Source organism: Kocuria sp. HMSC066H03 (assembly GCF_001812045.1).
Classification (GTDB): Bacteria; Actinomycetota; Actinomycetes; order Actinomycetales; family Micrococcaceae; genus Kocuria; species Kocuria rhizophila.
The window spans coordinates 34,305-57,472 of record NZ_KV807505.1 but is presented as its reverse complement, the minus strand read 5'-3'; the positions used below and the strand labels follow the sequence as shown (position 1 = coordinate 57,472).

18 protein-coding genes are annotated in these 23,168 nt (G+C 71.3%); 8 read left to right on the top strand and 10 right to left on the bottom strand.

Annotated elements, in window-relative coordinates; genetic code table 11:
• The 5 genes from HMPREF2833_RS02485 to HMPREF2833_RS02465 all read right to left on the bottom strand — a co-directional run bounded on the left by HMPREF2833_RS02485 (window position 1) and on the right by HMPREF2833_RS02465 (window position 4,784).
• Window positions 1-1,215, bottom strand: coding sequence for an acyl-CoA dehydrogenase family protein (locus HMPREF2833_RS02485; protein ID WP_019311049.1), 1,215 nt, complete (start codon window positions 1,213-1,215; stop codon window positions 1-3).
• The gene (locus tag HMPREF2833_RS02480; RefSeq protein ID WP_019311048.1) at window positions 1,208-1,462 is read right to left on the bottom strand and encodes an acyl carrier protein; all 255 of its coding nucleotides are present in this window, start codon (window positions 1,460-1,462) and stop codon (window positions 1,208-1,210) included. Before HMPREF2833_RS02480 ends, HMPREF2833_RS02485 begins: the two co-directional genes overlap by 8 nt.
• Before the next feature lie 99 nt (window positions 1,463-1,561).
• Entirely contained in the window at window positions 1,562-1,972 is a 411-nt protein-coding gene (locus tag HMPREF2833_RS02475) for a holo-ACP synthase (RefSeq protein WP_047978976.1), read from the bottom strand.
• On the bottom strand, window positions 1,969-3,123 hold the full coding sequence (locus HMPREF2833_RS02470) for an alpha/beta hydrolase (RefSeq protein WP_235005119.1): 1,155 nt from the start codon (window positions 3,121-3,123) through the stop codon (window positions 1,969-1,971). Before HMPREF2833_RS02470 ends, HMPREF2833_RS02475 begins: the two co-directional genes overlap by 4 nt.
• Window positions 3,120-4,784, bottom strand: a complete 1,665-nt coding sequence (locus HMPREF2833_RS02465; RefSeq protein ID WP_239356497.1) for an alpha/beta hydrolase family protein — start codon at window positions 4,782-4,784, stop codon at window positions 3,120-3,122. Before HMPREF2833_RS02465 ends, HMPREF2833_RS02470 begins: the two co-directional genes overlap by 4 nt.
• A gap of 499 nt (window positions 4,785-5,283) precedes the next feature.
• Here HMPREF2833_RS02465 and HMPREF2833_RS02460 point away from each other — a divergent pair, with 499 nt between their 5' ends.
• From HMPREF2833_RS02460 to HMPREF2833_RS02450, 3 genes are read left to right on the top strand one after another with little or no spacing between them, the layout of a single operon-like run.
• Window positions 5,284-6,549 (top strand): glycosyltransferase family 4 protein, encoded by a 1,266-nt coding sequence (locus HMPREF2833_RS02460; protein ID WP_019311044.1) that lies wholly within the window; start codon window positions 5,284-5,286, stop codon window positions 6,547-6,549.
• Window positions 6,550-6,601: 52 nt separating this feature from the next.
• On the top strand, window positions 6,602-7,645 hold the full coding sequence (gene gmd, locus HMPREF2833_RS02455) for a GDP-mannose 4,6-dehydratase (protein ID WP_019311043.1): 1,044 nt from the start codon (window positions 6,602-6,604) through the stop codon (window positions 7,643-7,645).
• On the top strand, window positions 7,642-8,712 hold the full coding sequence (locus tag HMPREF2833_RS02450; protein ID WP_019311042.1) for a GDP-L-fucose synthase family protein: 1,071 nt from the start codon (window positions 7,642-7,644) through the stop codon (window positions 8,710-8,712). Before gmd ends, HMPREF2833_RS02450 begins: the two co-directional genes overlap by 4 nt.
• A 269-nt stretch (window positions 8,713-8,981) precedes the next feature.
• On the opposite strand, the gene HMPREF2833_RS02445 is transcribed toward HMPREF2833_RS02450, so the two are convergent.
• The 4 genes from HMPREF2833_RS02445 to HMPREF2833_RS02430 form a co-directional block, all read right to left on the bottom strand.
• Window positions 8,982-10,241 (bottom strand): lipopolysaccharide biosynthesis protein, encoded by a 1,260-nt coding sequence (locus HMPREF2833_RS02445; protein WP_019311041.1) that lies wholly within the window; start codon window positions 10,239-10,241, stop codon window positions 8,982-8,984.
• On the bottom strand, window positions 10,235-11,089 hold the full coding sequence (locus HMPREF2833_RS02440; RefSeq protein WP_070636601.1) for a glycosyltransferase family 2 protein: 855 nt from the start codon (window positions 11,087-11,089) through the stop codon (window positions 10,235-10,237). The genes HMPREF2833_RS02445 and HMPREF2833_RS02440 overlap by 7 nt, the downstream gene beginning before the upstream one ends.
• A 67-nt stretch (window positions 11,090-11,156) precedes the next feature.
• A complete protein-coding gene (locus tag HMPREF2833_RS02435) occupies window positions 11,157-12,566 on the bottom strand; it encodes an O-antigen polymerase (protein ID WP_070636600.1) in 1,410 nt (469 codons plus the stop codon).
• A 14-nt stretch (window positions 12,567-12,580) separates the two neighbouring features.
• A complete protein-coding gene (locus HMPREF2833_RS02430) occupies window positions 12,581-13,927 on the bottom strand; it encodes a polysaccharide biosynthesis tyrosine autokinase (protein ID WP_158217872.1) in 1,347 nt (448 codons plus the stop codon).
• A 563-nt stretch (window positions 13,928-14,490) separates the two neighbouring features.
• Between HMPREF2833_RS02430 and HMPREF2833_RS02425 the strand changes: the two genes are divergently transcribed.
• The 4 genes from HMPREF2833_RS02425 (at window position 14,491) to HMPREF2833_RS02410 (ending at window position 19,868) form a co-directional block, all read left to right on the top strand.
• Window positions 14,491-15,027 (top strand): DapH/DapD/GlmU-related protein, encoded by a 537-nt coding sequence (locus HMPREF2833_RS02425; RefSeq protein ID WP_070636599.1) that lies wholly within the window; start codon window positions 14,491-14,493, stop codon window positions 15,025-15,027.
• Between the two features lie 5 nt (window positions 15,028-15,032).
• Window positions 15,033-16,148: a glycosyltransferase gene (locus tag HMPREF2833_RS02420; RefSeq protein WP_070636598.1), complete on the top strand. Its 1,116-nt coding sequence runs from the start codon at window positions 15,033-15,035 to the stop codon at window positions 16,146-16,148.
• Between the two features lie 574 nt (window positions 16,149-16,722).
• Window positions 16,723-17,919: a phosphoglycerate dehydrogenase gene (gene serA, locus HMPREF2833_RS02415; protein ID WP_019311034.1), complete on the top strand. Its 1,197-nt coding sequence runs from the start codon at window positions 16,723-16,725 to the stop codon at window positions 17,917-17,919.
• A gap of 308 nt (window positions 17,920-18,227) precedes the next feature.
• On the top strand, window positions 18,228-19,868 hold the full coding sequence (locus tag HMPREF2833_RS02410) for an SLC13 family permease (protein WP_070636695.1): 1,641 nt from the start codon (window positions 18,228-18,230) through the stop codon (window positions 19,866-19,868).
• A gap of 280 nt (window positions 19,869-20,148) precedes the next feature.
• Here the strand turns inward: HMPREF2833_RS02410 and HMPREF2833_RS02405 are convergent, their stop codons facing one another.
• Window positions 20,149-20,766, bottom strand: coding sequence for a Dps family protein (locus HMPREF2833_RS02405; protein WP_047979305.1), 618 nt, complete (start codon window positions 20,764-20,766; stop codon window positions 20,149-20,151).
• Between the two features lie 193 nt (window positions 20,767-20,959).
• On the opposite strand from HMPREF2833_RS02405, the gene HMPREF2833_RS02400 reads away from it, so the two are divergent.
• Complete coding sequence (locus HMPREF2833_RS02400) at window positions 20,960-23,062, top strand: NADPH-dependent 2,4-dienoyl-CoA reductase (protein WP_070636597.1); 2,103 nt, start codon at window positions 20,960-20,962, stop codon at window positions 23,060-23,062.
• The last annotated feature ends 106 nt before the right edge of the window (window positions 23,063-23,168 follow it).

Sequence of the window (23,168 nt, the reverse complement as noted above, 5' to 3'; positions counted from 1 at the left end):
TCATCGTTGTCCCCTCGAGACGAGTTGCATGGTGGCGGTGTGCTGCAGGATGCGGTCGTTGTTGACCATGACGGACGGCCCGATGCTGTCCCGGTACAGCCGGGCCAGGCTCACGGGCGAGCGGTTGGCGAAGCCCGTGATCCCCACGATCACCAGGGCGTCCCCCACGATCCGCCGCACGGCCTCCGCGCCGGAGACCTTCAGGGTGTTCATGGCGATCGCGAACTGCATGGACTCGCACGCGGCGGGATCGTCGTACGCGGCCTCATAGCGTGCCACGGAGGCACGGACCACGTCCGTCATGGCCTGCAGCTGGACTTCCAGCTCGGCCAGGCGCAGGGCCGACGGCGGAGTGGTTCCCGGGGTCTTGCGCGCGGCCTTCTGCACCACGGAGCGGGCGGTCAGCCCGGCCTGGGTGGCCATGCCGAGCCACGCGGAAGCCCAGAGGCAGTGCGCGCCGGGCAGCATGGTCTGCGCGGAGATGGTCTCGAACAGTGCCGTGAACACGGCGTCGGCACGGGTGGTGGCGTCCAGCTCGAATGATTCGGAGCACGTGCCCCGCATCCCCAGGGCGTCCCAGCCGCGCTGGCGCTCGAGCTGCAGGTCCGCGGCCTCGACCACGAGCAGCACCTGGTCGCTCGACGCCGCTTCCTCGCTCGCGCGGGCCGTCACCAGGATGGCGTCCGCGTACGCGCCGTAGGAGATCACGGGGCACGTCTTGTGCAGGTGCACGCGGCCGTCGCCGGCCGGGCGCACCGCGCACGTGGACGAGCGGGTGTTGCCGCCGATGTTCACCTCGGTGGTCGCCGAGGCCAGCAGCAGACCCTCGGTGGCCACCCGGCGGGTGAAGTCACGCAGGTACTCCGTGTCCGCGTGCCGGGTCAGGCACAGCGTCTGCGAGTGGTGCATGGCCAGGATCATGGCGGTGGAGGTGCACTCACGCCCCACGCGCTCCAGCATGCGGCACAACTCGGTGATGCTCCACCCCAGCCCGCCGTCCGCCTCGGACATGGGCGCACCCAGCAGTCCCTGGGTGCGGGCCTCGTCGATCGCCTCCCGGGGGAAACGACCCTCCTCGTCCACGGCGGCCGCGAACTCGCGGGCCACCGCGGCCACGGCCTCCGCGCGGGCGGCGTTGCGCTGCGTGCGGTCCTCGTTCTCCGGTTCCTCCCGCTGCGCGCGGGGGGTGTCGCTCAGGACAGTGGTCTCAGTCATTCTGGATCGCCTCCACGGCCTCGGTGATGGACTGGACGGACGTGAACGTGGCCTTGGTCAGGCGCTCCTCGGGGAACTCGATGTCGAACTCGTCCTCCAGCCCGAGCATCACGTTCACGGACGCGTGCGAGGTCATCCCGGCGCGGTACAGGTCCGCGTCCACGGCGATGCTCTGGGCGTCCTCGGAGAGCTTGCCCTGGTCCGCCAGGACGGAGCGGACGGTGGTCTCGATGGCGGTGGAATCCATGGTGTGAACCTCTTTCGGTTGATCTGATGCTTCTCGTGCTCCGCGGTACCGCCCTCTCTGCGGTCCCAGCGGTGATCTTGTGGTCTTCGACGGGTGCTGTCAGGGCGCCGTGGCGCACGCCACGGCCATGGCGAAACCTGCGTCGTGCGAGGTGCTCACGCTCCAGTCCCGCACCCCGCCACGCTCCGCGACCCGCGCGGCGGTCCCCCGCAGCCGCACCTCGGGAACGCCCCCGGGCCCGGTGCGGATCATGATCTGGGGCCACGCCACGGCGTCCTCGACCCCGGGGCGCAGCACCTTCAGCACGGCCTCCTTGGCGGCGAACCGCCCGGCCACGGACTCCGCGGCCGGAAGCTCGGACGAGCTCGTGAGCTCCGCGATCTCCTCCGGCGCGAACACCGCGCGCAGGTAGCGTTCGCCCCGCTGGGCGAGGGCCTCCGCGACCGGTGCGACACCCTGCAGGTCGCAGCCCACGCGAGCCCCGCGGGCGGCGTCGTGCGCGGCGCTCACGACCCCTCCCCGGAGGTGACCGCCTTGAACTCGGGGGCGACCGACGGCTCGCCCGCGGTGCGCTCGATCCCCACGCGCTCGGACCACCGGCCCAGGGCGACGACGGCGGCGGGGCGCCAGCACTGGAACACGTGTCCGCCGTCGCACTCACCCACCTGTCCGTACTCCGTGTACTGGTAGGGGACGCCGCGGGTGTCGAGCTCCCGCGCGAACGTGGCGGTGGTGTCCCGCAGAGCGGGCTCGATGTCCCCGTCCGCGCCGTTGCCCTGCCCCGCGAAGAGCTGCACGTGGACGTCCTCAAGCGACGCGCTGTGCGTCATGGGGTCGTGGGCCTTCCACTGCTCCTCGGTGGTGAAGTCCCCGTCACCGAACACCGCCTCCCACTGCCCCGTGGACTCGTGGGACGCGGCCGAGAAGTTCTGGCGCACGTCCTTGGAGGACAGGTCCAGGACCCCGGACAAGCTCACGGCCTCCCCGAAGAGGTCCGGGCGGTCCTCGGCGTAGCGGACGGCCCCGTAGCCTCCCATGGAGTTGCCCATCACCAGCCGGTGCTCCCGGTCCGTTGCGGTGGAGAGGTGGGAGTCCACCCACGGGACCACCTGCTCCAGGTGGAAGGTCTCCCAGTTCTGCGTCAGCTCGTCCTGCGTGGCCCAGTCGGTGTACCACCCCTGCTTGCCGCCGCTGACGATCACCGTGATCACCGGCAGGCCCTGGGTGACCTGCTCCGCCTGGCCCGCCTCGTACCACTGCAGGGCGGGGGCGTCGACCGCTCCGCTGCCCGGCAGCATGTAGACCACCGGGTACTTCTTGGCGGGGTCGTAGCCCTCCGGGGTGATCACCACCATCGAGTTGCGCCCGCCGGGCGCCTCCGGGGACACGGCGTCGGTGCTGACCCCGAGCTCCACCGCACGCGGGGAGAGACCCCGCGCAGAGGTGACCGTGATCCCGTGGTCCTGCGTGGTGATCGCCTCGGGGTCCTGGAAGCCCACCTGCGCCACCGCCTGGGCGTCGAACCCCGCGATCGAGCTCGTGCCGGTGGTGGCGTCCGGCGTGCCGCCCCCACCGCAGCCGGTGAGCAGCAGTGCGGCCGCCGCGCAGCCGGCGACGACCCGCACCGAGGCGGCGCGCGCGGTGCTGCGGTCTCTTCTCACACGGCGCACGGCGCCACCTCCTCCTGGGGGAAGGCGCTCAGCCCGAGCGCCGCGTCCACGATCTGCAGGGCGGTGCGGCGTGAGGCGCACGCCTGGAGCGAGTGGTCGAGCGCAGGAACCTGGGCCACCCGGATCCGCCGCCCCTGACGGGTGAGCCGGGCCAGCCCCTCCTCCCCGCGCTCCTGCCGGAACAGCAGGCCGTCCTCGGGGCCGAAGCAGAACAGGACCTCGGCACCTCGCGAGGCGTACTCCATGACCACCTCGGGGACGTTCGGGATGTTGCGCCTGCCCAGCGCAAGCCACACCGGGTACGGCATGCGGCGACGCACTCTGTTCTTGGCCCGGGTGCGCCAGCTGGCGCTGACCTCCACATCGGCCATGGTCCGCAGCTGCTCCAGCACGGCGTCCACGTCCCAGTTGCGGTAGAGCTTGTCGTAGTACGTCTCCCCGGCACGCCATGCCACGTTGTTGAGCACCACGCGGCTGGTCATGGCGCTCGTGGGCGGGGCCATGGCCACGAGCCAGCCCCCCACGCACAGGCCGACACCCGTGATCTCCTCCCCCGTGCGCTCCTTAAGCCAGGCGGCGCCCAGGTCCAGGTCCGCGACGCCCTGCCCGGTGTAGGGGTTGATGTCCTTGAGCTCGTCCAGACCGGCCGCGTCACCGCAGTGGTGACGCTCCACGCGGATGGCGGGCACGCCGCGGGCCGCGAGCCGACGGGCCTGCACGGTCCACAGACCCGTGGGGCCGTCCTTGGGGTCCGCGGAGGGCGGAGCCAGCAGAACGGCGCCGGCACCGGTCCCGTCGCGGCCCACGGGATGGGTGTAGGAGGCAGGCAGCAGATCCTCCCCGAGCTCGAGGAGCTCCTCGGCAACATCCACCCCGAACTCGGCCACGTGGAATCGCGCGGTGGTCCGTGGCTGCCAGGAGCTCACGTCCGCCCGCTCGGAGGCATCCTCCCGGGGGCCGTCCAGGCGGGCCACGAGCGAGGCGATCGCCTCCGGGCTGGACTTCGCGTAGATCGCCGCCACCCCGTAGAGCTTCTTGGCCACCGCGCGGTCCTCCTCGCGCACCGGCTCGAGCCCGGGAGTTGCGAGTTTGCGGGGATCCGGGAGCGCGCGGATGGCGGCGGCCTCCTCCCCCGTGAAGTGCGCTCCGCCAATCTCCACGCCGGAGTCCACCTCCGGCGGCAGGTCGAGTCCGCTGGCGCGGCGCAGCCCGGTGTACTGGCGCATGTACACGGCCCCGGAGACCGGCTCCCACAGCAGCCGCTTCTCGAACGGCAGCCCAGAGGTTGCCAGCACCGACGCCCCGATGCGCAGCCCGATCCCGTGGACCGGCAGCTCCGGGCCCACGAGCTCCCGGGCGGCGCCGTACGCCACCGCGAGGTCCCGGTGCCACACCTGCACGGGGTCGCTCCCGGGCGGGCGCTCACCCGACTCCGAGGTCCCGCTCCAGGCCATTCGGACGACCAGCCAGCCCGCCTGCGCCGCCCGCGCCGCAACCAGCCGCATGCTGCGGTGGCTGACCACTTCCTCGCGTGCCAGTGCGGGCGCCACGACGACGGCGCCGCGCACCTGACCGCTCTGCGGTCCGTGGACCCACGCGTGAATGGTGTGGTCGTCCCCCGTCAAAAAACTTGCCTGCCCGGCAATACGCATGAATTCTCCCCAGTTCTGCTCCGGATGCACCTCAGCCGTACACCGTTGCTCTGCCCCCGCCGCCACGACGAGCGCCGTTCTGCCGGCGTGTTCCCCACCGCCGACGGCGTGTCCCTGCCCCGAGCACCGCATTGCCCCCGCGGATGCCGTGCAGGTTTGCACTCACAAAGCATAGCCAGGACACGCATCAGCGGGCCGGGAAACAGTGTCCCCTAATGTGTGGTTTTCCATTGAAGCGACTATTTTCCCCGGTCCGACCAGCGCATTTACCGGGTTGTACCTACATGGGCCCACACAGAATTGTCGTCATTGCGGAGTCGAATACTTGGCGGCGTGATTATGATGGCAAACGCCGGTGTTCCAGGGAGAGAACGAGCACCGGCACCGACCGCCGTTCCCCGTGAACCGTCACGGGAAGCGGCAGGTGGGCCTGGGGAGGCCCACCGCAACTGGGGGAGAGCAGGGGCGGCGCCCCTGCTCTTCAGGGGGAGGAGAGAGCGTGGCACCACGCGTCCTGATCGTAGGTCTCAACTATTCACCGGAGCACACGGGCATCGCTCCGTACACCGCGGGCATGGCCCGGGCGCTACGCGATGCCGGGTGGGACACCGACGTCATCACCGGCCTGCCGCACTACCCGCAGTGGAGCATCCACGAGGGGTATCCGAAGCGCGGTGACGGGTACGAGGTCATCGACGGAGTGCCGGTGCTCCGCGTGCCACACCCCGTGCCGCACGACGCCGGGCAGCTGCGCCGGTTGGGCATGGAGGTCGTCTTCGGCCTGCGCGCCGCCACCGCCGCATGGGGGGACCCGGACGTCGTCGTGGTCGTCACGCCGGCGCTGTTCGCCTCCGCGATCGTGCGGGTGCGCGCGGCGTTGACCCGGACCCCGGTGGTCGCCTGGGTCCACGACATCTACACGGCTGGCCTCTCGGAGACGGGCGCGGCCAGTGGACCGGTCACGCGCCTGATGCGAGCGGTGGAGGGGACGTTCCTGCGCTCGTGCGACGGCGTCGTCGTGATCCACGACCGGTTCTCCGAGTACCTCCGCCGCCACATGGGAGTGGCGGCGGACAGGGTGACCACCGTGCGCAACTGGACCCACATCTCCGAGGCACCCAGCGTGGACACCGCCGCCCTGCGGCGGCGCTTCGGCTGGGAGCCGGAGGACGTGGTGGTGCTGCACACCGGCAACATGGGCGCCAAGCAGGACCTCGGCAACGTGGCTGCCGCCGCACAGGTGGCCGAGCGCACGGGTGCGCCGCTGCGGTTCGTGCTCGTGGGCGGCGGGCACCAGCGCCCGCAGCTCGAGGCGCTCGCGGAACGCACCCCGCGCTTCGAGGTGCTGCCCAGCGTGGACAACGACACGTACGCCGGGCTGCTGCGGGCCGCGGACATCCTGCTGGTCAACGAGCGTCCCGGGCTCACCGAGATGTGCGTGCCCAGCAAACTGACCAGCTACTTCACGGCTGACCGCCCCGTCCTCGCGGCCGTCGAGGCCGAGGGCCCCTCCGCCGCGGAGCTGGCGGCGGCGGACGCGGGCATCCGTGTGGAACCCGGTGATCCCGAGGCGCTCGTGGCGGGGGCCATGACACTGCACGAGGAGTGGATCACCACCGGGGGCGCCACCCACCGGGGCGGACGCGGCTACGTCCGTGACGTGCTGAGCCGCGGTGCCGCCGTGCGCTCCTTCACCACCGCCCTGCACAAGCTGCGCCCGGGCATCGCAGCGGAGCACAGGGCACCCGTCACCGCCCATTCCTGACACACCGGGCCGCACCGGCCCACCGCACTGATCCACCAGGGGAGAGACCACCATGAACCAGAAGAAAGCACTCATCACCGGCATCACCGGCCAGGACGGCTCGTACCTCGCGGAGCTGCTGCTGTCCAAGGGCTACGAGGTCCACGGCCTGATCCGCCGCGCGTCCACGTTCAACACGTCCCGGATCGACCACCTGTACCAGGACCCCCACAACCCGGACGCGCAGCTGTTCCTGCACTACGGGGACCTCTCGGACGCAGCACGGCTGGTCACCCTCATGGGGGAGATCGACCCGGACGAGGTCTACAACCTGGCCGCGCAGTCCCACGTGCGCGTGTCCTTCGACGAGCCCGAGCACACCGGTGACACCACCGGGCTGGGCACCGTGCGGCTGCTCGAGGCCGTGCGCCGCGCCGGCGTGAAGTGCCGTTTCTACCAGGCCTCCACATCAGAACTGTTCGGTGCCACGCCGCCCCCGCAGGACGAGAACACCCCGTTCTACCCGCGCTCGCCGTACGGCGCGGCCAAGATCTACTCGTACTGGATCACCAAGAACTACCGCGAGGCGTACGACATGTTCGCGGTGAACGGGATCCTCTTCAACCACGAGTCCCCGCGCCGCGGCGAGACCTTCGTGACCCGCAAGATCACGCGCGCCGTGGCCGCGATCGCCGCGGGCAAGCAGGAGCACCTGTACATGGGCAACCTGGATGCCATCCGCGACTGGGGCTACGCCGCCGAGTACGTGGAGGGCATGTGGCGCATGCTGCAGGTGGACGAGCCCGAGGACTTCGTGCTGGCCACCGGCCGGCCCAGCACGGTGCGCGAGTTCCTCGAGACCTCGTTCGAGCACGCCGGGCTGGACTGGGAGAAGCACGTGCGCTTCGACGAGCGCTACCTGCGACCCACCGAGGTGGACGCCCTGATCGGTGATCCGTCCAAGGCCGAGGAGAAGCTCGGGTGGAAGGCCACCGTGCACGCCCCCGAACTCGCCCGCATCATGGTGGACGCGGACCGCGCGGCCCTCGAGTGCGCGGGCACCCCGTGGATCGACACCGTCTCCCAGCACATCTGGGCCCCGGGGAAGGCCGCATGAGCACCGAACTGCACGAGGAGGAGATGGTGGACGCCACCGCACCGGGTGCCGACTGGCCCCGCACCGTCAGCGATCCGGCCGACGCCCGCACCACGGACGACGTCCGCTACACGCCGGGGCCCCTGGACCGCTCGGCACCGTTCTACGTGGCCGGGCACCGGGGCCTCGTGGGCTCCGCCATCTGGCGGCACCTGGAGTCCGCAGGGTTCGAGAACCTGGTGGGCGCCACGTCCGCGGAGCTGGACCTGCGGGACCGCGAGGCGGTCGAGGCCTTCATGGCGGAGCAGAAGCCCCAGTACATGGTGCTCGCGGCGGCCAAGGTCGGCGGCATCGGGGCGAACAGCACCCGCCCGGTGGACTTTCTCTCCGACAACCTGCGCATCCAGCTCAACCTCCTGGACGCCGCGCGCGCGGTGGACGTGGAACGGGTCCTGTTCCTGGGCTCGTCCTGCATCTACCCCAAGCTCGCGGAGCAGCCGCTGCGGGAAGATGCGCTGCTGACCGGCTACCTGGAGCCCACCAACGACGCCTACGCGATCGCCAAGATCGCGGGCATCCTGCACGTGCAGTCGGTGCGCCGCCAGTACGGGCTGCCCTGGATCTCGGCCATGCCCACCAACCTGTACGGGCCCGGGGACAACTTCTCCCCCACAGGCTCGCACGTGCTCCCGGCCATGATCCGCCGCTACGACCAGGCGGTGCGGGACGGCGACACGGAGATCACCAACTGGGGTTCCGGGTCACCGCGCCGCGAGTTCCTCCACGTGGACGACCTCGCCTCGGCGTGCCTGTTCCTGCTGGAGCACTACGACGGCCCCCAGCAGGTCAACGTGGGAGTGGGCGAGGACGTCTCGATCAAGGAGCTCTCGGAGCTCGTGGCCGCGGCCACCGGATTCGAGGGCACCACGCACTGGGACGCGTCCAAGCCGGACGGCACCCCCCGCAAGCTCATGGACGTCTCGCACCTGAGCGCGCTGGGCTGGACCGCGTCCATCGACCTGCCCACGGGGCTCGACGACGCCGTGGCCTGGTACCGCGCGCACCGGGACTCGGCGCGGGGCACCTGACACACTCCCGGCGAGCACACGACGGCGGGCGGTCCTTCACGGGGCCGCCCGCCGTTCTCGTGCTCCGCACCGTCACGGTCCCGCGTGGTGGCGGGTTCCGCCCAGGAGACGGCATCCCGGACCCTGCCCGCACCTGCAGGCGTGGCCGGTCTGCGGCTGAGCATCAGCCGGCCTGCAGGTGACGGCGCGAGGGAGCCCGAGAGCTGACGGGCGGCGTCGTCCTGCGCCGCAGGCCCCGCCCGCTCAGGGGCGGGGACCCGTGGAACGTGTCAGAGCACTCCCAGCCAGCAGACCGTGAGACCCACGGCGCTGAGCCCCGCCCCGAACCAGAAAGACCGCCACGGTGCGGCCCTGCCCACGAGCAGGTACGCGGTGAGCACCACGGCGAACTCGCGCAGCACCAGCACCGTGGCCGCGAGCTGCAGGTTGAACGACGCCACCCACGCGATCACGGCACCGAAGACGATGCCGATGACCGGCCCCACGAACGTCTTCCACGCCGCACCCGTGCGCACGAGCAGCACCGACGCCGCCCAGGACAGCACGCCGGGGAAGGACACCATGGCGATGAACGGCACCATGGCCATCGCCGGGCGCCACTCCTCCCCCAGAACCGGTGTGAGGACGATGGCGGCGACCTGCGAGACGACCACCCCTGCAACGGCCAGGATGAGCGCCCGGAACAGGTAGTGGTCGCTGGCGTCCCGGATCTCGTCGGGGGTCTCCTTGTCCGCCACCCCCACACGCACCATGTTGGCAGTCGACGCCGCGAGCGCGTCTCCCGGCGCACGGCCCACGGCGCTGCCCGCGGTGTAGGTGCCCAGCACCGCTGTCCCGGCGAAGACCGTCATGAACAGCCGCTCGGCCTGGCCCTGCAGCCAGGCCATGAGCGCGTAGCCGGACATCGTGGTCATGTCCGAGAGGATCGACTTCTCCCCGGGGGTGGACCGCGGCAGCGGTTCCGTGCTGCGTCGTGCGGCCCGCCAGCACAGCAGGGCGAAGGTGCCCTCCGTGACGGCCAGCTGCAGGGAGGGCCCCAGCAGCGAGTGGGTCATGACGAGCACCGCACCGCCCACGGCCAGTCCCGCAACGGAGGCACGCAGCTGCATCCGCGCCAGGGTCCCCCACTGGTTGGTGGCCTGCAGGGTGCCCACGTAGAGCAGCCCCAGGGCGCCGAAACCCGGAGCGAACGCGACGGGGAGCACCTGGAGGAACTCGCCCCAGGTCTCCAGGGTCCCGTTGGAGCGCAGGAAGAGCATGAGCCCCACGAGGATCGTGAACGCCAGCACGGGCATGACGGTGCGGTAGCGGTTCATGATCCGCATGCCGCCGGGCTCGGTCAGCACCCGGATCACCGCGAACCTGGCGCCGGAGTCGATGGTCACCTGGATGGCCGTGTAGCACAGCGTGACCACGTTGTAGATGCCCACGTAGTGCGGGTTGGTGAACGCCGCGAGGGTCAGGATGACCAGCGCCGAGGACACCCGGGGCAGGGCCCGCTCGATGAGTGACTTGATCTGGTTCAGCATGCGGGTTCCCTCGCCACGCCCGCGACCTGCGCCAGGTGCCGCCGCGTGTAGGGCCGTGTTCCGGGACGGACCCCGGCCACAACCGCCCGCAGCTGCTCGGCGGTGCCCACGGGACTGCCGGGACCGCCCCCGTTGTCCACGAGCCACGTCATGCCGCTCGTCCGGGCCCACGCGTCCCAGGCGCGCCGGACCTCGGGGTCCTGAGCGATGCGGGCGTGGTAGTCCGGCGCGCTCGACAGCTGCCCCGGGCTCAGCCGGTAGGCGATCAGGGGCATGGCCAGTTTGTGGATCCGGGCGCCCTGGCACAGGGCGTCGAGCCACAGGACGTAGTCCTCGGCGGTGTTGGGCCGCGCGTAGGCGTCCGCGAGTTCGAGCGTCTCCCGGCGCGCGAGCATGCTCGAGTGGAACAGCGGGTTCACGAACGGCAGCAGCAGTCCGAGCTCCGTGCTCGTGAGGCTCCGGGGGTAGGAAAGCCGAGGGAGCATTCCCTGCCCGAACCGGACGCCGCCGCCGCACACGATGTCCGCGTGGCCCAGTGCCCGCATGCTGGCGGTGAACCGCCACGGCAGCGAGAGGTCGTCCGCGTCGGTGCGCGCCACGAACGCGCTGTCGGTGGTGTCCAGCGCGTCCCGCATGCGCGCCACGGTCCCCACGTTCACGGCGTTCTCCCGCACGACGACGCGGCGGTCCGCCACCCGATGGGCGGCTCGCTCGGTCTCGGCGTCCGGGCCGTCCACGGAGACCACGAGCTCGGAGTCGCGGGGCATGGCCCGCAGCGTGGAGCGCATGGCGCTCTCCACGGTGGCACCCGCGCGGTACGCGGGCATGATGACGGTCAGCTGTGGCATGGTTCTCTTCCCGGTGATGATGGTCCGATGCGTGGGCTCCCCTGCCCCGCGGTCGGTGGATGGTGTCTCAGAGGCGGGCAGTGCTGCGCTGCCACGGGGCCTCGACCGTCTCGGACGGCTCGGGGTCGAGCGGCTGGCCCGTGTCGTACGGTCTCGCGAAGATCCGCTCGGCCACCCACAGCCCCCACAGCGGCAGGATCGAGAGCGTCACGAACACCTCGAAGGACTCCAGCTGCCCCACGATCCCCTGGAACACGAGGGTGGAGCCGATTGTGGCCAGAAGCACCCTGTTGGTCTCGCTGCGGCTGCGGCTGTAGGCGTCCGACACCACTGCGGAGACCAGCCCGAGGAGGAAGTATCCCCCCACAGCCCCGAGCACCCCGAAGTTCAGGATCATCTCGGCGGTGAAACCGGGCACCACGTAGATCTGGTCCTCCCCGCCCAGCAGGTCGTAGCCCGAGACCTCCACCATGGAGCGGAACGGGTTGTCCACGTCGATGCCCACGAGGTGCAGGAGCGAGAGAGGGACGTTGAGCAGGGCGCTCCACACCGTCTCGCCGTGGAGGGCGCCGTGGAGCTCCGTGTGGTTGGCGGCCCACGCGGCCATGGAGAACCGCCCCCACTGCCAGTCCACGAAGGACCAGGGGTCCGTGGTGGCTCCCACCCGCTGCATCGTGGTGTAGACGATGTAGCCGGCCAGCAGAGCTGCCCCCGCCACCATGAACGGCCAGCGCAGCACGTTGATCCTGGGGAGCATCAGCGCGAGCAGCGGGAACGCCACGTAGACGATCTCGGAGCGGCCGCCGTTCCAGGAGGCACTGACGGCCAAGGCTCCCAGGCCCACCACGAGCAGGATGGTGTTCCACACGGCGGGTCCCGGCGAACGACGTCGGCAGGCCAGCACCAGCACCAGCAGCGTCACAGCCCAGGGCAGCCATCCGGCCAGGAACGCGAACCTCGCGTTGCCGTCGTCCACCGCGATGATGCGCCCACCGGTCTGGTCGGTCGTGGCCCCCATGACGCGCACCAGTCCGAAAGCACCCGCGCCCGCGAGCGCGAGCGCGACACCCCCCACGGCCACCCGGTGCGCTGCGGCGAACGAGTAGAGGTTCTCCGGGGCGAGCGGTCGGCGGGGCATCGTACGGGCTCCCGCTCGGGCGGGAAACAGTCGGGGTCGAGGCAGCACGAGCCCAGCCCACAGCGCGCAGCTGCCCAGGAACGTGGCCCATGCGGCCTCCGTGAGCCCCGACGTGGAGCCCACGGGATCACCCGAGAGGACCTCGTAGAAGCCACGCTCCTTGGACCACTCGAGCACGTGGGCGAAGCCCGAGAGCACGTTGGCCAGCAGGAAGTTGAGCATCATCCACATCCGCAGGTTCAACCCGTCGATCTGCCGGGTGCGGACGTGGATGATCGCCAGCACACCCACCACTGCGGAGGCCGTCAGGAGAAGCACGGCGACCGCGACGGGATTCATCGCGCCCACGGTGCTCAGACCAGACCGGGACGACCGCGCGAGGCCCGCACCTTGTTGGCCACGAGGGACACGGGAGCGCCGCGGAAGGCGTCCACCGAGGTCTGCAGCTGTTCCGCGGAGACGCGTCCCGGGACGGCGACCAGCAGGATCTCGTCGGAGAGCTCACCGAGCACCGCGGCATCGGCGGACTCGCTCAGCGGCGGACAGTCGAGGATGACCACGTCGAACTCCGACCGCAGGTCGCGGATCAGGGACTCCATGGGCTCGGAGCACACCAGGTCGCTGGAGCGGGACGTGGGCGGGCCGGCGGGCAGGAACGTGAGGCCGGGCCCGAGCCGCACCACGCCCTGCTGTGCCACGGCACGGTCCTCCACGAGGTCCGAGAGGCCCGGGTGGTTCTGCTGCTCGAGCAGCTCGGTGACGCCACGGTCGGAGAGGTGGGCGTCGACCAGGGCCACCCGGCTGCCGAGGCCCACGAAGCTGCGCGCCAGTTCGAGCGCCACGGTGCTCGCGCCGTCACCGGCGCGGGTGCCCGCGACCACGAGGACGGCGCAGCCGTCGGTCTGCGGAAGCACAGAGGCGTGGCGCTGCTGCAGGCGCGATCGCAGTGCGGTCACGTGCGGTGCCGCGTCGTCCGACGCCGAGCGCTCCAGGGCACCGGGCTCGAAGCTGCGCGCGTCGCTCAGCCGCTTCAGCTTGGGAACCGACACGGCCAGCGTGGCACCCGGTACGCGCCGCAGCTCCTCCACGGTGCGGGGCCGGCTGTTGAGGCTGCCCAGCACGAAGGCAAGGACCACTCCCAGCAGCGCCCCCACGCCCAGGCCGATGAGCGGGTAGCTCCAGGCCGGCAGACCTGTGGTCTCGTCCGGCACCTGAGCCTTGCTGAGGACGGTGGCCTGGACGGTCCCCTCCCTGTTGGCCACCTCCGGAGACAGCGTGCCAACTCCTTCGGTCAGCTGGTCGGCGACCCCGTTGGCCACGATCTGGGCCTCCTCCGGGGAGTCGGCCGTGGCGTCGATCTGGATGATCGAGGTGGCGGTCGGATTGGTGACGTCGAGCATCTCCTCGAGCTCTGCCACGGTCTTGTCCACGCCGGTGGCCTTGCGCACGGGTTCCAGGACGTAGGGCGACGTGGCCACCGTGGCGTAGGACTTCAGCTCCCGGGACAGGTACGTGGCCGCCTGGTTGAGCTCGGTGGCCGAGTCGCTCGTGGGAATGGACACGTAGAGCTCCGACGTGGCCTCGTACTTGGGCGGCAGCACGAGTGCGAGAACTACCCCCGCGAGCACGCCCACGAGCGTGAGTGCGGCTATCGCCTTCCACCAGTTCCTCAGTACATCGACGTAATCTCGCAGCGTCATGCGTCCTCCCAGCCCCCTTGTGACGACGGCCGGGCGAATGCTCCCCGAGCACTGCCCAGCGCCCGGAGGGATTGGTCTCAGCCCGACCGTCTCTCCCCATGTGATATTCCGCAGTCTAACGCGGGCCATCTGGTCCATGAACGCGGCCGTAGTTTCTGCGGAATGGCTTTGTACCCATATTGGGGGATAAATTGGCATCCTATTTTTCTCTTTCCCGGTAATCAGGGCGGGAAAGACGCGGCGATTCACGGTGCCCCTCACAAATTCCCATTCTCACGACAAGTACTCGAAACCTGCGGCATTCGCGCCGCCACATGCGTACTCATCCATCCCGCCCCCGTCCCGCAGTCACGGCCCACGCGCACACGCCTCTCGTCCGCGCCGCTTTCCTGCCGAGTGCGACACCCTCCCCGTGTTCCCTCTTGTGGGGTCAAAGCCCTCGGCCCGGGCCGGCCGCGGTGTGCCAAGCTGGGGCGCAGCGGCCGCGGAGTGCTGGGGAGCACGGACCCGGCCGCAGGAACAGTCACGAGCACGGACTGCTCGTCACACCAGGGGGAGAGAACATGACACACCACCGACGCCGCCTCGCCACATTCACGGGCCGCGGCTACGACAAGGGCCGCAGCATCCTCCAGTGCGCGGCGTGGGCACTCGTCGCGGAGCCGCTGCAGCGCTCCGTGCTGTGCCCCCCGCGCGTGCGCACGCGCATCCTGCGCGCGTTCGGGGCCCAGATCGGGGAGGGCACCCTGATCCGTCACGACGTGCGGATCCACTGGCCCTGGAAGCTGAGCGTGGGCGAGAACTCGTGGATCGGCGTCGGCGCGTGGCTGCTGAACCTGGAGCCCGTCACGATCGGCTCGGACGTGTGCATCTCGCAGGGCGCCATGCTGTGCACGGGCAGCCACCGCGCGGACGACCCCGCGTTCGAGTTCGACAACGCGCCCATCACCGTGGGCGACGGCGCGTGGATCGCCCTGCGCGCCACGGTCCTGCGCGGCGTGACCGTGGGCGAGGGCGCCGTGGTGGGCGCCACCGCCCTGATCACCCGGGACGTCCCGGCCGGCGAGCGCGTCCTGGCCCCCGTGGCCGCGAGGGCGTGAGCGGCATGCGGATCCTGCAGATCGTGGCCCTCGTCTCGGGCACCAACGCGTACGGCGGGCCCACCACGGTGGCCTTCAACCAGTGCCGTGCCCTGGCCGACGCCGGCCACGACGTCGTGCTCGCGGCCACCGGTTCCGAGCTGGGCACCCCGCTGCCCACGGAGCGCGACGGCGTGCGCACGGCCCTGTTCCCGCCGCACTTCGTGCTGCCGGGCGCGGGCTTTGCGGGGCTGACGTCCCCCGCGATGCTCTCGTGGGTGCGCCGGGTGGCCCCAAGCGCGGACGTGGTGCACGTGCACATGGCCCGGGACCTGCTGACCCTGCCCGCGGCGTGGCTCGCGCAGCGCGCGGGCACCCGGACGGTGCTGCAGACCCACGGGATGATCGACCCGTCGGAGAACCCGCTCGCGGGTCCGCTGGACGCCGCCCTGACCCGGCGCGTGCTGCGGGACGCGCACCGCATCTTCCACCTGACGCCGCGGGAGCAGCGGGAAGTGGCACAGGTGGCGCGCGGTCCCGTGAACCTCATGGAGCTGCACAACGGCATGCCCGTGGGCGCACGGTCGCGCACGGCGAGGACGGACGGGACCTGCCGGGTGCTGTTCCTCGCCCGCCTGCAGGAGCGCAAGCGTCCGCTCGCGTTCGTGGCCGCGGCCCGCTCGCTCGCGCAGCGCTTCCCGCACGCCACGTTCACTCTGGTGGGCCCGGACGAGGGACAGAGGGACGCAGTGCGCCGCGCGATCACGGACGCGGAACTCGGGGACCGCCTCACCTGGGCGGGCCCGGTGGACTCCGCGGGTGCCGCGCAGTGGATGCGGGACTCGGACCTCTACGTGCTGCCCTCGGTGGACGAGCCGTACCCCATGTCCGTGCTGGAGGCCATGTCCTCCGGGCTCCCCGTGGTCATCACGGACACGTGCGGTTTGGCGGACACGGTGCAACGCACCGGCTCCGGGGCGGTGGTGGACGACTCGCAGCCGGATCTCGAACGCGCACTCGCAGAGCTGCTGTCCGACCCCGACCTGCGGGAACGCACCGGGCGGGCGGCACGGGACACCATTGCCCGGGAGTACGGCATGGACGCGGTCCGCGAGCGGCTGCTGCGGGCCTACCAGGACTGAGCGCCACACGCACCAGGAAAAGGTTCCGGACCTGTCCCCCGGGCGGGGGACGGCGGACTGGCCGATCGGCCAGTCCGGGCCTGGCCGGGGGTCCAGCCCAGATCTGGCCGGTGGTCGGTGGTCCCGACCGGGGCGGCTCCGTAGCGTAGTTACCACCGGGTCAGAACGGATCAGCATCCGCTCGGGGATGGCCTGGTACATGTCACCGACGTTCAACAGCAAAGGACACGCACCATGGACATCTTCACCTCCATCATCCAGTCCCTCGGCACCGTTGCCAGCATCGTTCTCGAGTTCCTCAAGGCCTTCGGCATCGCCGGCTGATTCCGGTCCTGAGACCTGGATGCGAGGTCTCATCCCGCATCCGCACCGCGCGGCCCCCGCTTCTCGGCGGGGGCCGCGCGCATGCCGTCACTACGCCGCCCGCACGGCTTCCCGCCGCGCCGCACGTCCGGCGCCGGGGCAACGACCCCGGCCCCGCGGCGTCGTGCCCGTCCGCGGGTCACCCCGGCCCGGCGGCGTCGTGCCCGGTCACGGGGCGGAGGGCCACGAACCCGGACCGTAGGATGACAGTGTGAAGGCCTTACTGCTCGAGAACATCCACACCGACGCCGTCGACGCCCTGCGCAGCCGGGGGTTCGAGGTCGAGACCCGCAAGGGTGCCCTGGACCCCGAGGAGCTGCTCACCGCCCTGGAGGGCGTGGAACTGCTGGGCATCCGGTCCAAGACGCGGGTCACCCGTGAGGTCCTGGAGGCCCACCCGCAGCTGCTGGCCGTGGGCGCGTTCTGCATCGGGACCAACCAGATCGACCTCACGGCGGCCACGGACACCGCCACGGCCGTGTTCAACGCCCCGTTCTCCAACACCCGCTCCGTGGTGGAGCTCGCGCTCGCGGAGATCATCGCCCTGGCCCGCCACCTCACGGACAAGAACGCCGCCGTGCACCAGGGCGTGTGGAACAAGTCCGCCGAGGGCTCCCACGAGGTCCGCGGCCGCACGCTCGGCATCGTGGGCTACGGCAACATCGGCAAGCAGCTCTCCGTGGTCGCGGAGACCTTCGGCATGGACGTCTACTACTACGACGTCGAGGACCGCCTGGCCATGGGCAACGCCACCAGGTGCGACTCCCTGGAGCAGCTGCTCTCCTGCGTGGAGACCGTCACGCTGCACGTGGACGGGCGCGAGTCCAACACCGCCATGTTCGGCCGGGAGCAGTTCCGCCAGATGCGACCCCGCTCCATCTTCCTCAACCTCTCGCGCGGCCACGTGGTGGACATCGAGGCGCTGCACGAGGCGCTCGTCTCGGGCCACCTGGCCGGCGCGGGCCTGGACGTCTACCCCTCGGAGCCCAAGGCCGCCGGGGAGCCCTTCGTCTCCCCGCTGCAGGGACTGCCCAACGTGATCCTCACCCCGCACGTGGGCGGTTCCACGGCGGAGGCCCAGGAGAACATCGGGGGCTTCGTGTCCGGCAAGCTGGTGGACTACTGCCGCTACGGCACCACGAGCCTGTCCGTGAACTTCCCCGAGGTCCAGCTGGACCCGGAGATCCGCGGCACGCGCCTGCTGCACATCCACAGCAACGTTCCCGGCGTGCTGGCGCGCGTGAACTCCGTGCTCGGCGAGCACGGGATCAACGTGGACCGCCAGCAGCTCGTGACCAAGGCCCAGATGGGCTACCTGGTCACGGACTGCGGCAACGGGGTCACCGAGGACGTGGTGACCGCGATCCGCGCGCTGCCCGAGACCATCCGGGTGGCCACCGTCTCCTGACGCCGTTCCGGCGCACGACGCCGCCCGCGCACCGCGCCCCCGTCACCCGCCCCGGGTGGCGGGGTCCGTTCGTGCGGGCAGGGCGCTGGCTCGTCGCCGGCCCCGCCTCGGGCGGCCGCGCACGCGGACGCGCGGTCCGCGACCGCCGTGGGCCCCGTGTCTCCGGCCGGTGCGCCCCCTCGATCGGCCGGTCCGGCGCGTTCACAACCTGACACGCGGGGCCGGCCCGGCGCGGTCCCCGGGTCCCCTCCCCCGCCCTCACCTACGCTGGAGGGGATCCCCTTTCCCACGACGATGTGGAGAACACCATGAGCCACCCGGCCGTGCCCGGCGCACACCTGAAGAACCTCGACCCGGATCCGCACCGCGGCGAGGAGGTGAACTTCCAGTCCCCGGGTGAGCGGGCTCCGGCCGAGAAGCCGCACACCCGCACGATCCGGCTGCTGGGACTGCTCGCGGGTCTCACCCTCGCCGCGGCCATCTACGCGCTGATGCCGCAGGACGTGCCCCACAACGCCAAGCTCACCGCGGCCACCGCCGTGCTCATGGGCGTGTGGTGGATGACCGAGGCGCTGCCGCTGCCCGCCACGGCGCTGATCCCCCTGGTGGTGTTCCCCACGCTGGGCGAGGACATCACGCTCGACAAGGTGGGCGCCTCCTACGGCAACAACATCATCTTCCTGTTCATGGGCGGGTTCCTGCTGGCCCTGGCCATGCAGCGGTGGAACCTGCACCGGCGCATCGCGCTGCTCACCGTCAAGGTCATGGGCACCAAGCCCTCCCAGATGGTCGCCGGGTTCATGGTGGCCACGGGCTTCCTGTCCATGTGGGTGTCCAACACCGCCACGGCCGTGATGATGCTGCCGATCGGCGTGTCCGTGCTGCTGCTGGTGACCAAGATCGGCTCGGGTGACGGGGAGACCGCCCCGGCCACCGCAGAGGCGGGGGGCTCCCGCGACACCGGGGAGGTGGACCTGCAGGACGACCAGCTCAAGGAGGAGGTGGTCAAGTCCAACTTCGGCACCGCCCTGATGCTCGGCATCGCGTACTCGGCGTCCATCGGCTCCCTGGGCACGATCATCGGCACCCCTCCCAACACGCTCATGGCGGGCTACCTCTCGGACGCGCACGACATCACGATCGGCTTCGGGCAGTGGATGCTCGTGGGCGTTCCCCTGGCCGTGGTGCTCATGGCCCTGTGCTGGCTGCTGCTCACCAAGGTGCTCTTCAAGCCCGAGATCAGCGAGATCCCCGGCGGCAAGGAGCTGATCGGCGAGGAGCTGCACAAGCTCGGCCCCATGTCCTCGGGTGAGAAGCGCGTGCTCGCGCTGTTCGTGCTGGCCGCCGCGGCGTGGATCCTGGTGCCCATCCTCTTCGACGACCCCTTGATCTCGGACGCCGGGATCGCGGTGGCCGTGGGCCTGCTGCTGTTCCTGTGCCCCGCCGGCGCCGCACCGGGCGTCCGGCTGCTGGACTGGGAGACCGCGGTCAAGCTGCCGTGGGGCGTGCTGCTGCTGTTCGGCGGCGGCCTGGCGCTCTCCGCCCAGTTCTCCACCTCGGGGCTCACCGAGTGGATCGGCCAGCAGGTCCAGGGCCTCGGCGGCCTGCCCGTGGTGCTGCTGGTGCTGCTCATGGCGGGCGGCATCCTGCTGCTCACCGAGCTCACCTCCAACACCGCCACCGCGGCCACGTTCCTGCCCGTGGCGGGTGGCGTGGCCATGGGCATCGGCGTGGACCCCATGCTGCTGGCCATTCCGGTGGCGCTGGCCGCGACGTGCGCGTTCATGCTCCCCGTGGCCACCCCGCCCAACGCCATTGCGTTCGGCTCGGGCTACGTGACGGTGAGCCAGATGATCCGGGGCGGCGTGTGGCTCAACCTCATCGCCCTGGTACTGATCACCATCACCACCATGACCCTGGGGGTGTGGGTCTTCGGCCTCACCTTCTGAACCCGCTCCGCCGGGCCCACGACGCCGCCGCGCACCTCCGGGTGCCCGGCGGCGTCGTCGTACGGGGCGCGGGAGGCGTGCCGGGACTGGGACGTGCAGCGACCGGGCACGCACGGAGACCAGCCGGCTCGTGCGCATGGTGGCAGGGGGTGCGGGGAGAAGAGCCCCGCGGGGCAGAGCGGGGCGCGCGGCCCGTTCCGTGGGCGCGCACACACGCGAAGGCCCCGGGGGTCGCGCGGGGCGATCCCCGGGGCCGTTGCGGGTTCCTGGACGGGTGGGCCTACTTCTTCTTGGAGCCCTTGGCCGAGGTGCGGGAGGACTTGGCCGCGCCCTTGCCCCCGGTGGCGGACTTCGCCGCGGTCTTCTCCGTGCGGGCCCCCGCGTGGTCCAGCACGCCCGTGCCGGACTCGATGTGCGAGCGCATGAACCACTGGAACAGCTCGAGGCCGCGGACCTGGCCGATCAGCATGTCCTCGGTGATGGGATCCACGTCGCTCACGCGGGCCAGCGCCTCGCGGTGGTCCGAGATGACGCCGTCGTACACGAGGTCCAGCGCGGCGAGGTGCTCCACGCCCGGCGCGCGGTTGATGTCGTAGTCGTCCCACGTGCGCTCGGCCACGATGGCGCCGGGCAGACCGTTGGGGGACACGCCCATGGTGGCCATGCGCTCCGCGAGGTCGTCCACGTAGCCACGGACCTCGTCGATCTGCGGGTCCAGCATCTCGTGCACCGCGATGAAGTTGGGGCCCACCACGTTCCAGTGGGCGTGCTTGAGGGTCAGCTGCAGGTCGTTGAGGGCGTGCAGGCGCTGCTGCAGGATCTCCGCGACGGCGTGGCCCTGCGCGGTGGTGAGACCCGGGACGGTGAAATCGGCGTTCCTGGTGGACTTCTTGGCCATGACAACCTCCTGGTGGAGTCGCGGCTGCCAGCGCGGGATAGCACCGGGCCCGACTTATTGTGATGAATTCAGAATAACAAGCCGAGGGCGAGCGCACCAGGGTGCGGACGACGTCGCCCGCGCCTCCCGCGGGATTGGTGATCCTGCTCACGCACTCTAGGGTGGAGAAAATACCTGAGACCTGGAGTATCGGATGACTGCCTACCCCCACCTTCTGTCCCCGCTGCGCGTGGGCTCCCTGACCCTGCCGCACCGCGTGATCATGGGGTCCATGCACACCGGCCTGGAGGAGACCCCGGGCGGTGAGCAGGAGCTCGCGGACTTCTACGTGGAGCGGGTGCGCGGCGGAGCGGGACTGATCGTCACGGGCGGCGTGTCCCCCAACCGGGAGGGTGCCGCCCGCGAGGGCGGGGCGCACCTGAGCGAGGAGTCGCAGCTGCCCCCGCACCGCACGGTCACCGACGCCGTGCACGCGGAGGGTGGCCTGATCGCCCTGCAGCTGATGCACAGCGGCCGCTACGCCATGCACGCGGACGCCGTGGCACCCTCCCCTCTCCGCGCGCCGATCAACAAGGTCACCCCGCGCGAGCTGAGCACCGAGGACGTGGAGCGGACCGTGGAGGACTTCGCGCGCGCCGCGGGTCTCGCGCAGCGGGCCGGCTACGACGGCGTGGAGATCATGGGCTCGGAGGGCTACCTGATCAACGAGTTCCTGGTGGCGCACACCAACCAGCGCACGGACCGCTGGGGCGGCTCCCCCGAGGCCCGGCGGCGCTTCGCCGTGGAGGTCGTGCGGCGGGTGCGCGAGGTCGCCGGCCCGGACTTCCTCGTGATGTACCGGCTCTCCGCCCTGGACCTGGTCCCGGACGCCCAGGAGTTCGAGCAGGTGCTCGCGCTGGGGCGGGAGGTCGAGTCCGCCGGCGCGTCGATCGTCAACACGGGCATCGGCTGGCACGAGGCGCGGATCCCCACGATCGCCACGAGCGTCCCGCCCGCCGGCTTCACGTGGGTGAGCCGCGCGCTGCGTGAGCACCTGGAGATCCCCGTGGCCGCGGTCAACCGCATCAACACCCCGGAGATCGGCGAGGCCGTGATCGAGCGGGGGGACGCGGACCTCGTGTGCCTGGCCCGCCCGTTCCTGGCGGACCCGTCCTTCGTGTCCAAGGCCCGTGAGAACCGCCCGGACGAGATCAACACGTGCATCGCGTGCAACCAGGCGTGCCTGGACCACACCTTCTCGGGCAAGCGGATGTCCTGCCTGGTCAACCCGCGGGCCATGCGCGAGACCGAGCTCGTCCTGGGGCCCACCCGCACGGCCGAGCAGATCGCCGTGGTGGGCGCGGGCCCCGCCGGTCTGGCGTTCGCGGAGGCCGCCGCTCAGCGCGGGCACCGGGTGACCCTGTTCGAGGAGCACACCGAGATCGGAGGCCAGTTCCAGCTGGCCCGGCTCATCCCCGGCAAGGAGGACTACGCCCACACCATCCGCTACTTCCGCACCCGCCTGGCGGAGCTCGGTGTCACGGTGCACACGGGCCGCACCGCCACCGCCGCGGACCTGGAGTTCGCGGACCGGGTGGTGCTGGCCACGGGGGTGAATCCGCGGGTGCCCGGGATCCCCGGCGAGGACGGACCCACCGTGCTCGGCTACAAGGAGGTCCTGGGCGGAGCGCCGGTGGGTGAGCGCGTGGCGATCATCGGCGGCGGCGGCATCGGCTTCGACGTGGCCCACTTCCTCACGCACGACCCCCGCGCGGACTTCTACGAGGAGTGGGGCGTGGACCGCACCCTCGAAGCGCGCGGCGGACTGCTGCGCCCCGCCCCCGCCGCACCCCTGCGCCGCGTGAGCGTCCTGCAGCGCACCCCGGGCAAGCCGGGAGCGCGACTGGGCACCACCACGGGCTGGATCCACCGCGCCGAGCTGCGCATGGCGGACGTGCAGTTCGTCACCGGTGTGCAGTACCAGCGGATCGACGAGCAGGGCGTCCACGTGCTCGTGCCGGGACCGGGTGCGGCGGCCCCGGAAGCCGGCCGTGCGGCGTCGTCCGGGGCCGGGGCCGGTGGCACGGCGCGTGCGGCGGGAACCACGGCGGTGGCCGAGGCCCCCGCACTGCGGGAGCTGCTGGTGCCCGCGGACACCGTGGTGCTGTGCGCGGGCCAGGAGTCCCGTGCGGAGCTCGTGGACGAGCTGCAGGGCGAGCGTCCCGTGCACGTGGTGGGCGGAGCGCACGTGGCCTCCGAGCTCGACGCCAAGCGCGCCATCAAGGAGGCCGTGGAGCTCGCCGCGTCCCTGCCCTGACCGGGGGTGCCCCACGAGGCTCGGGGTCGGCCACCGCGACGCCGGGAGGGTCACCCAGACGACGCGCCCGGCCCCGGAGCCGAATTCCCCGGACGGCGGGGCGCAC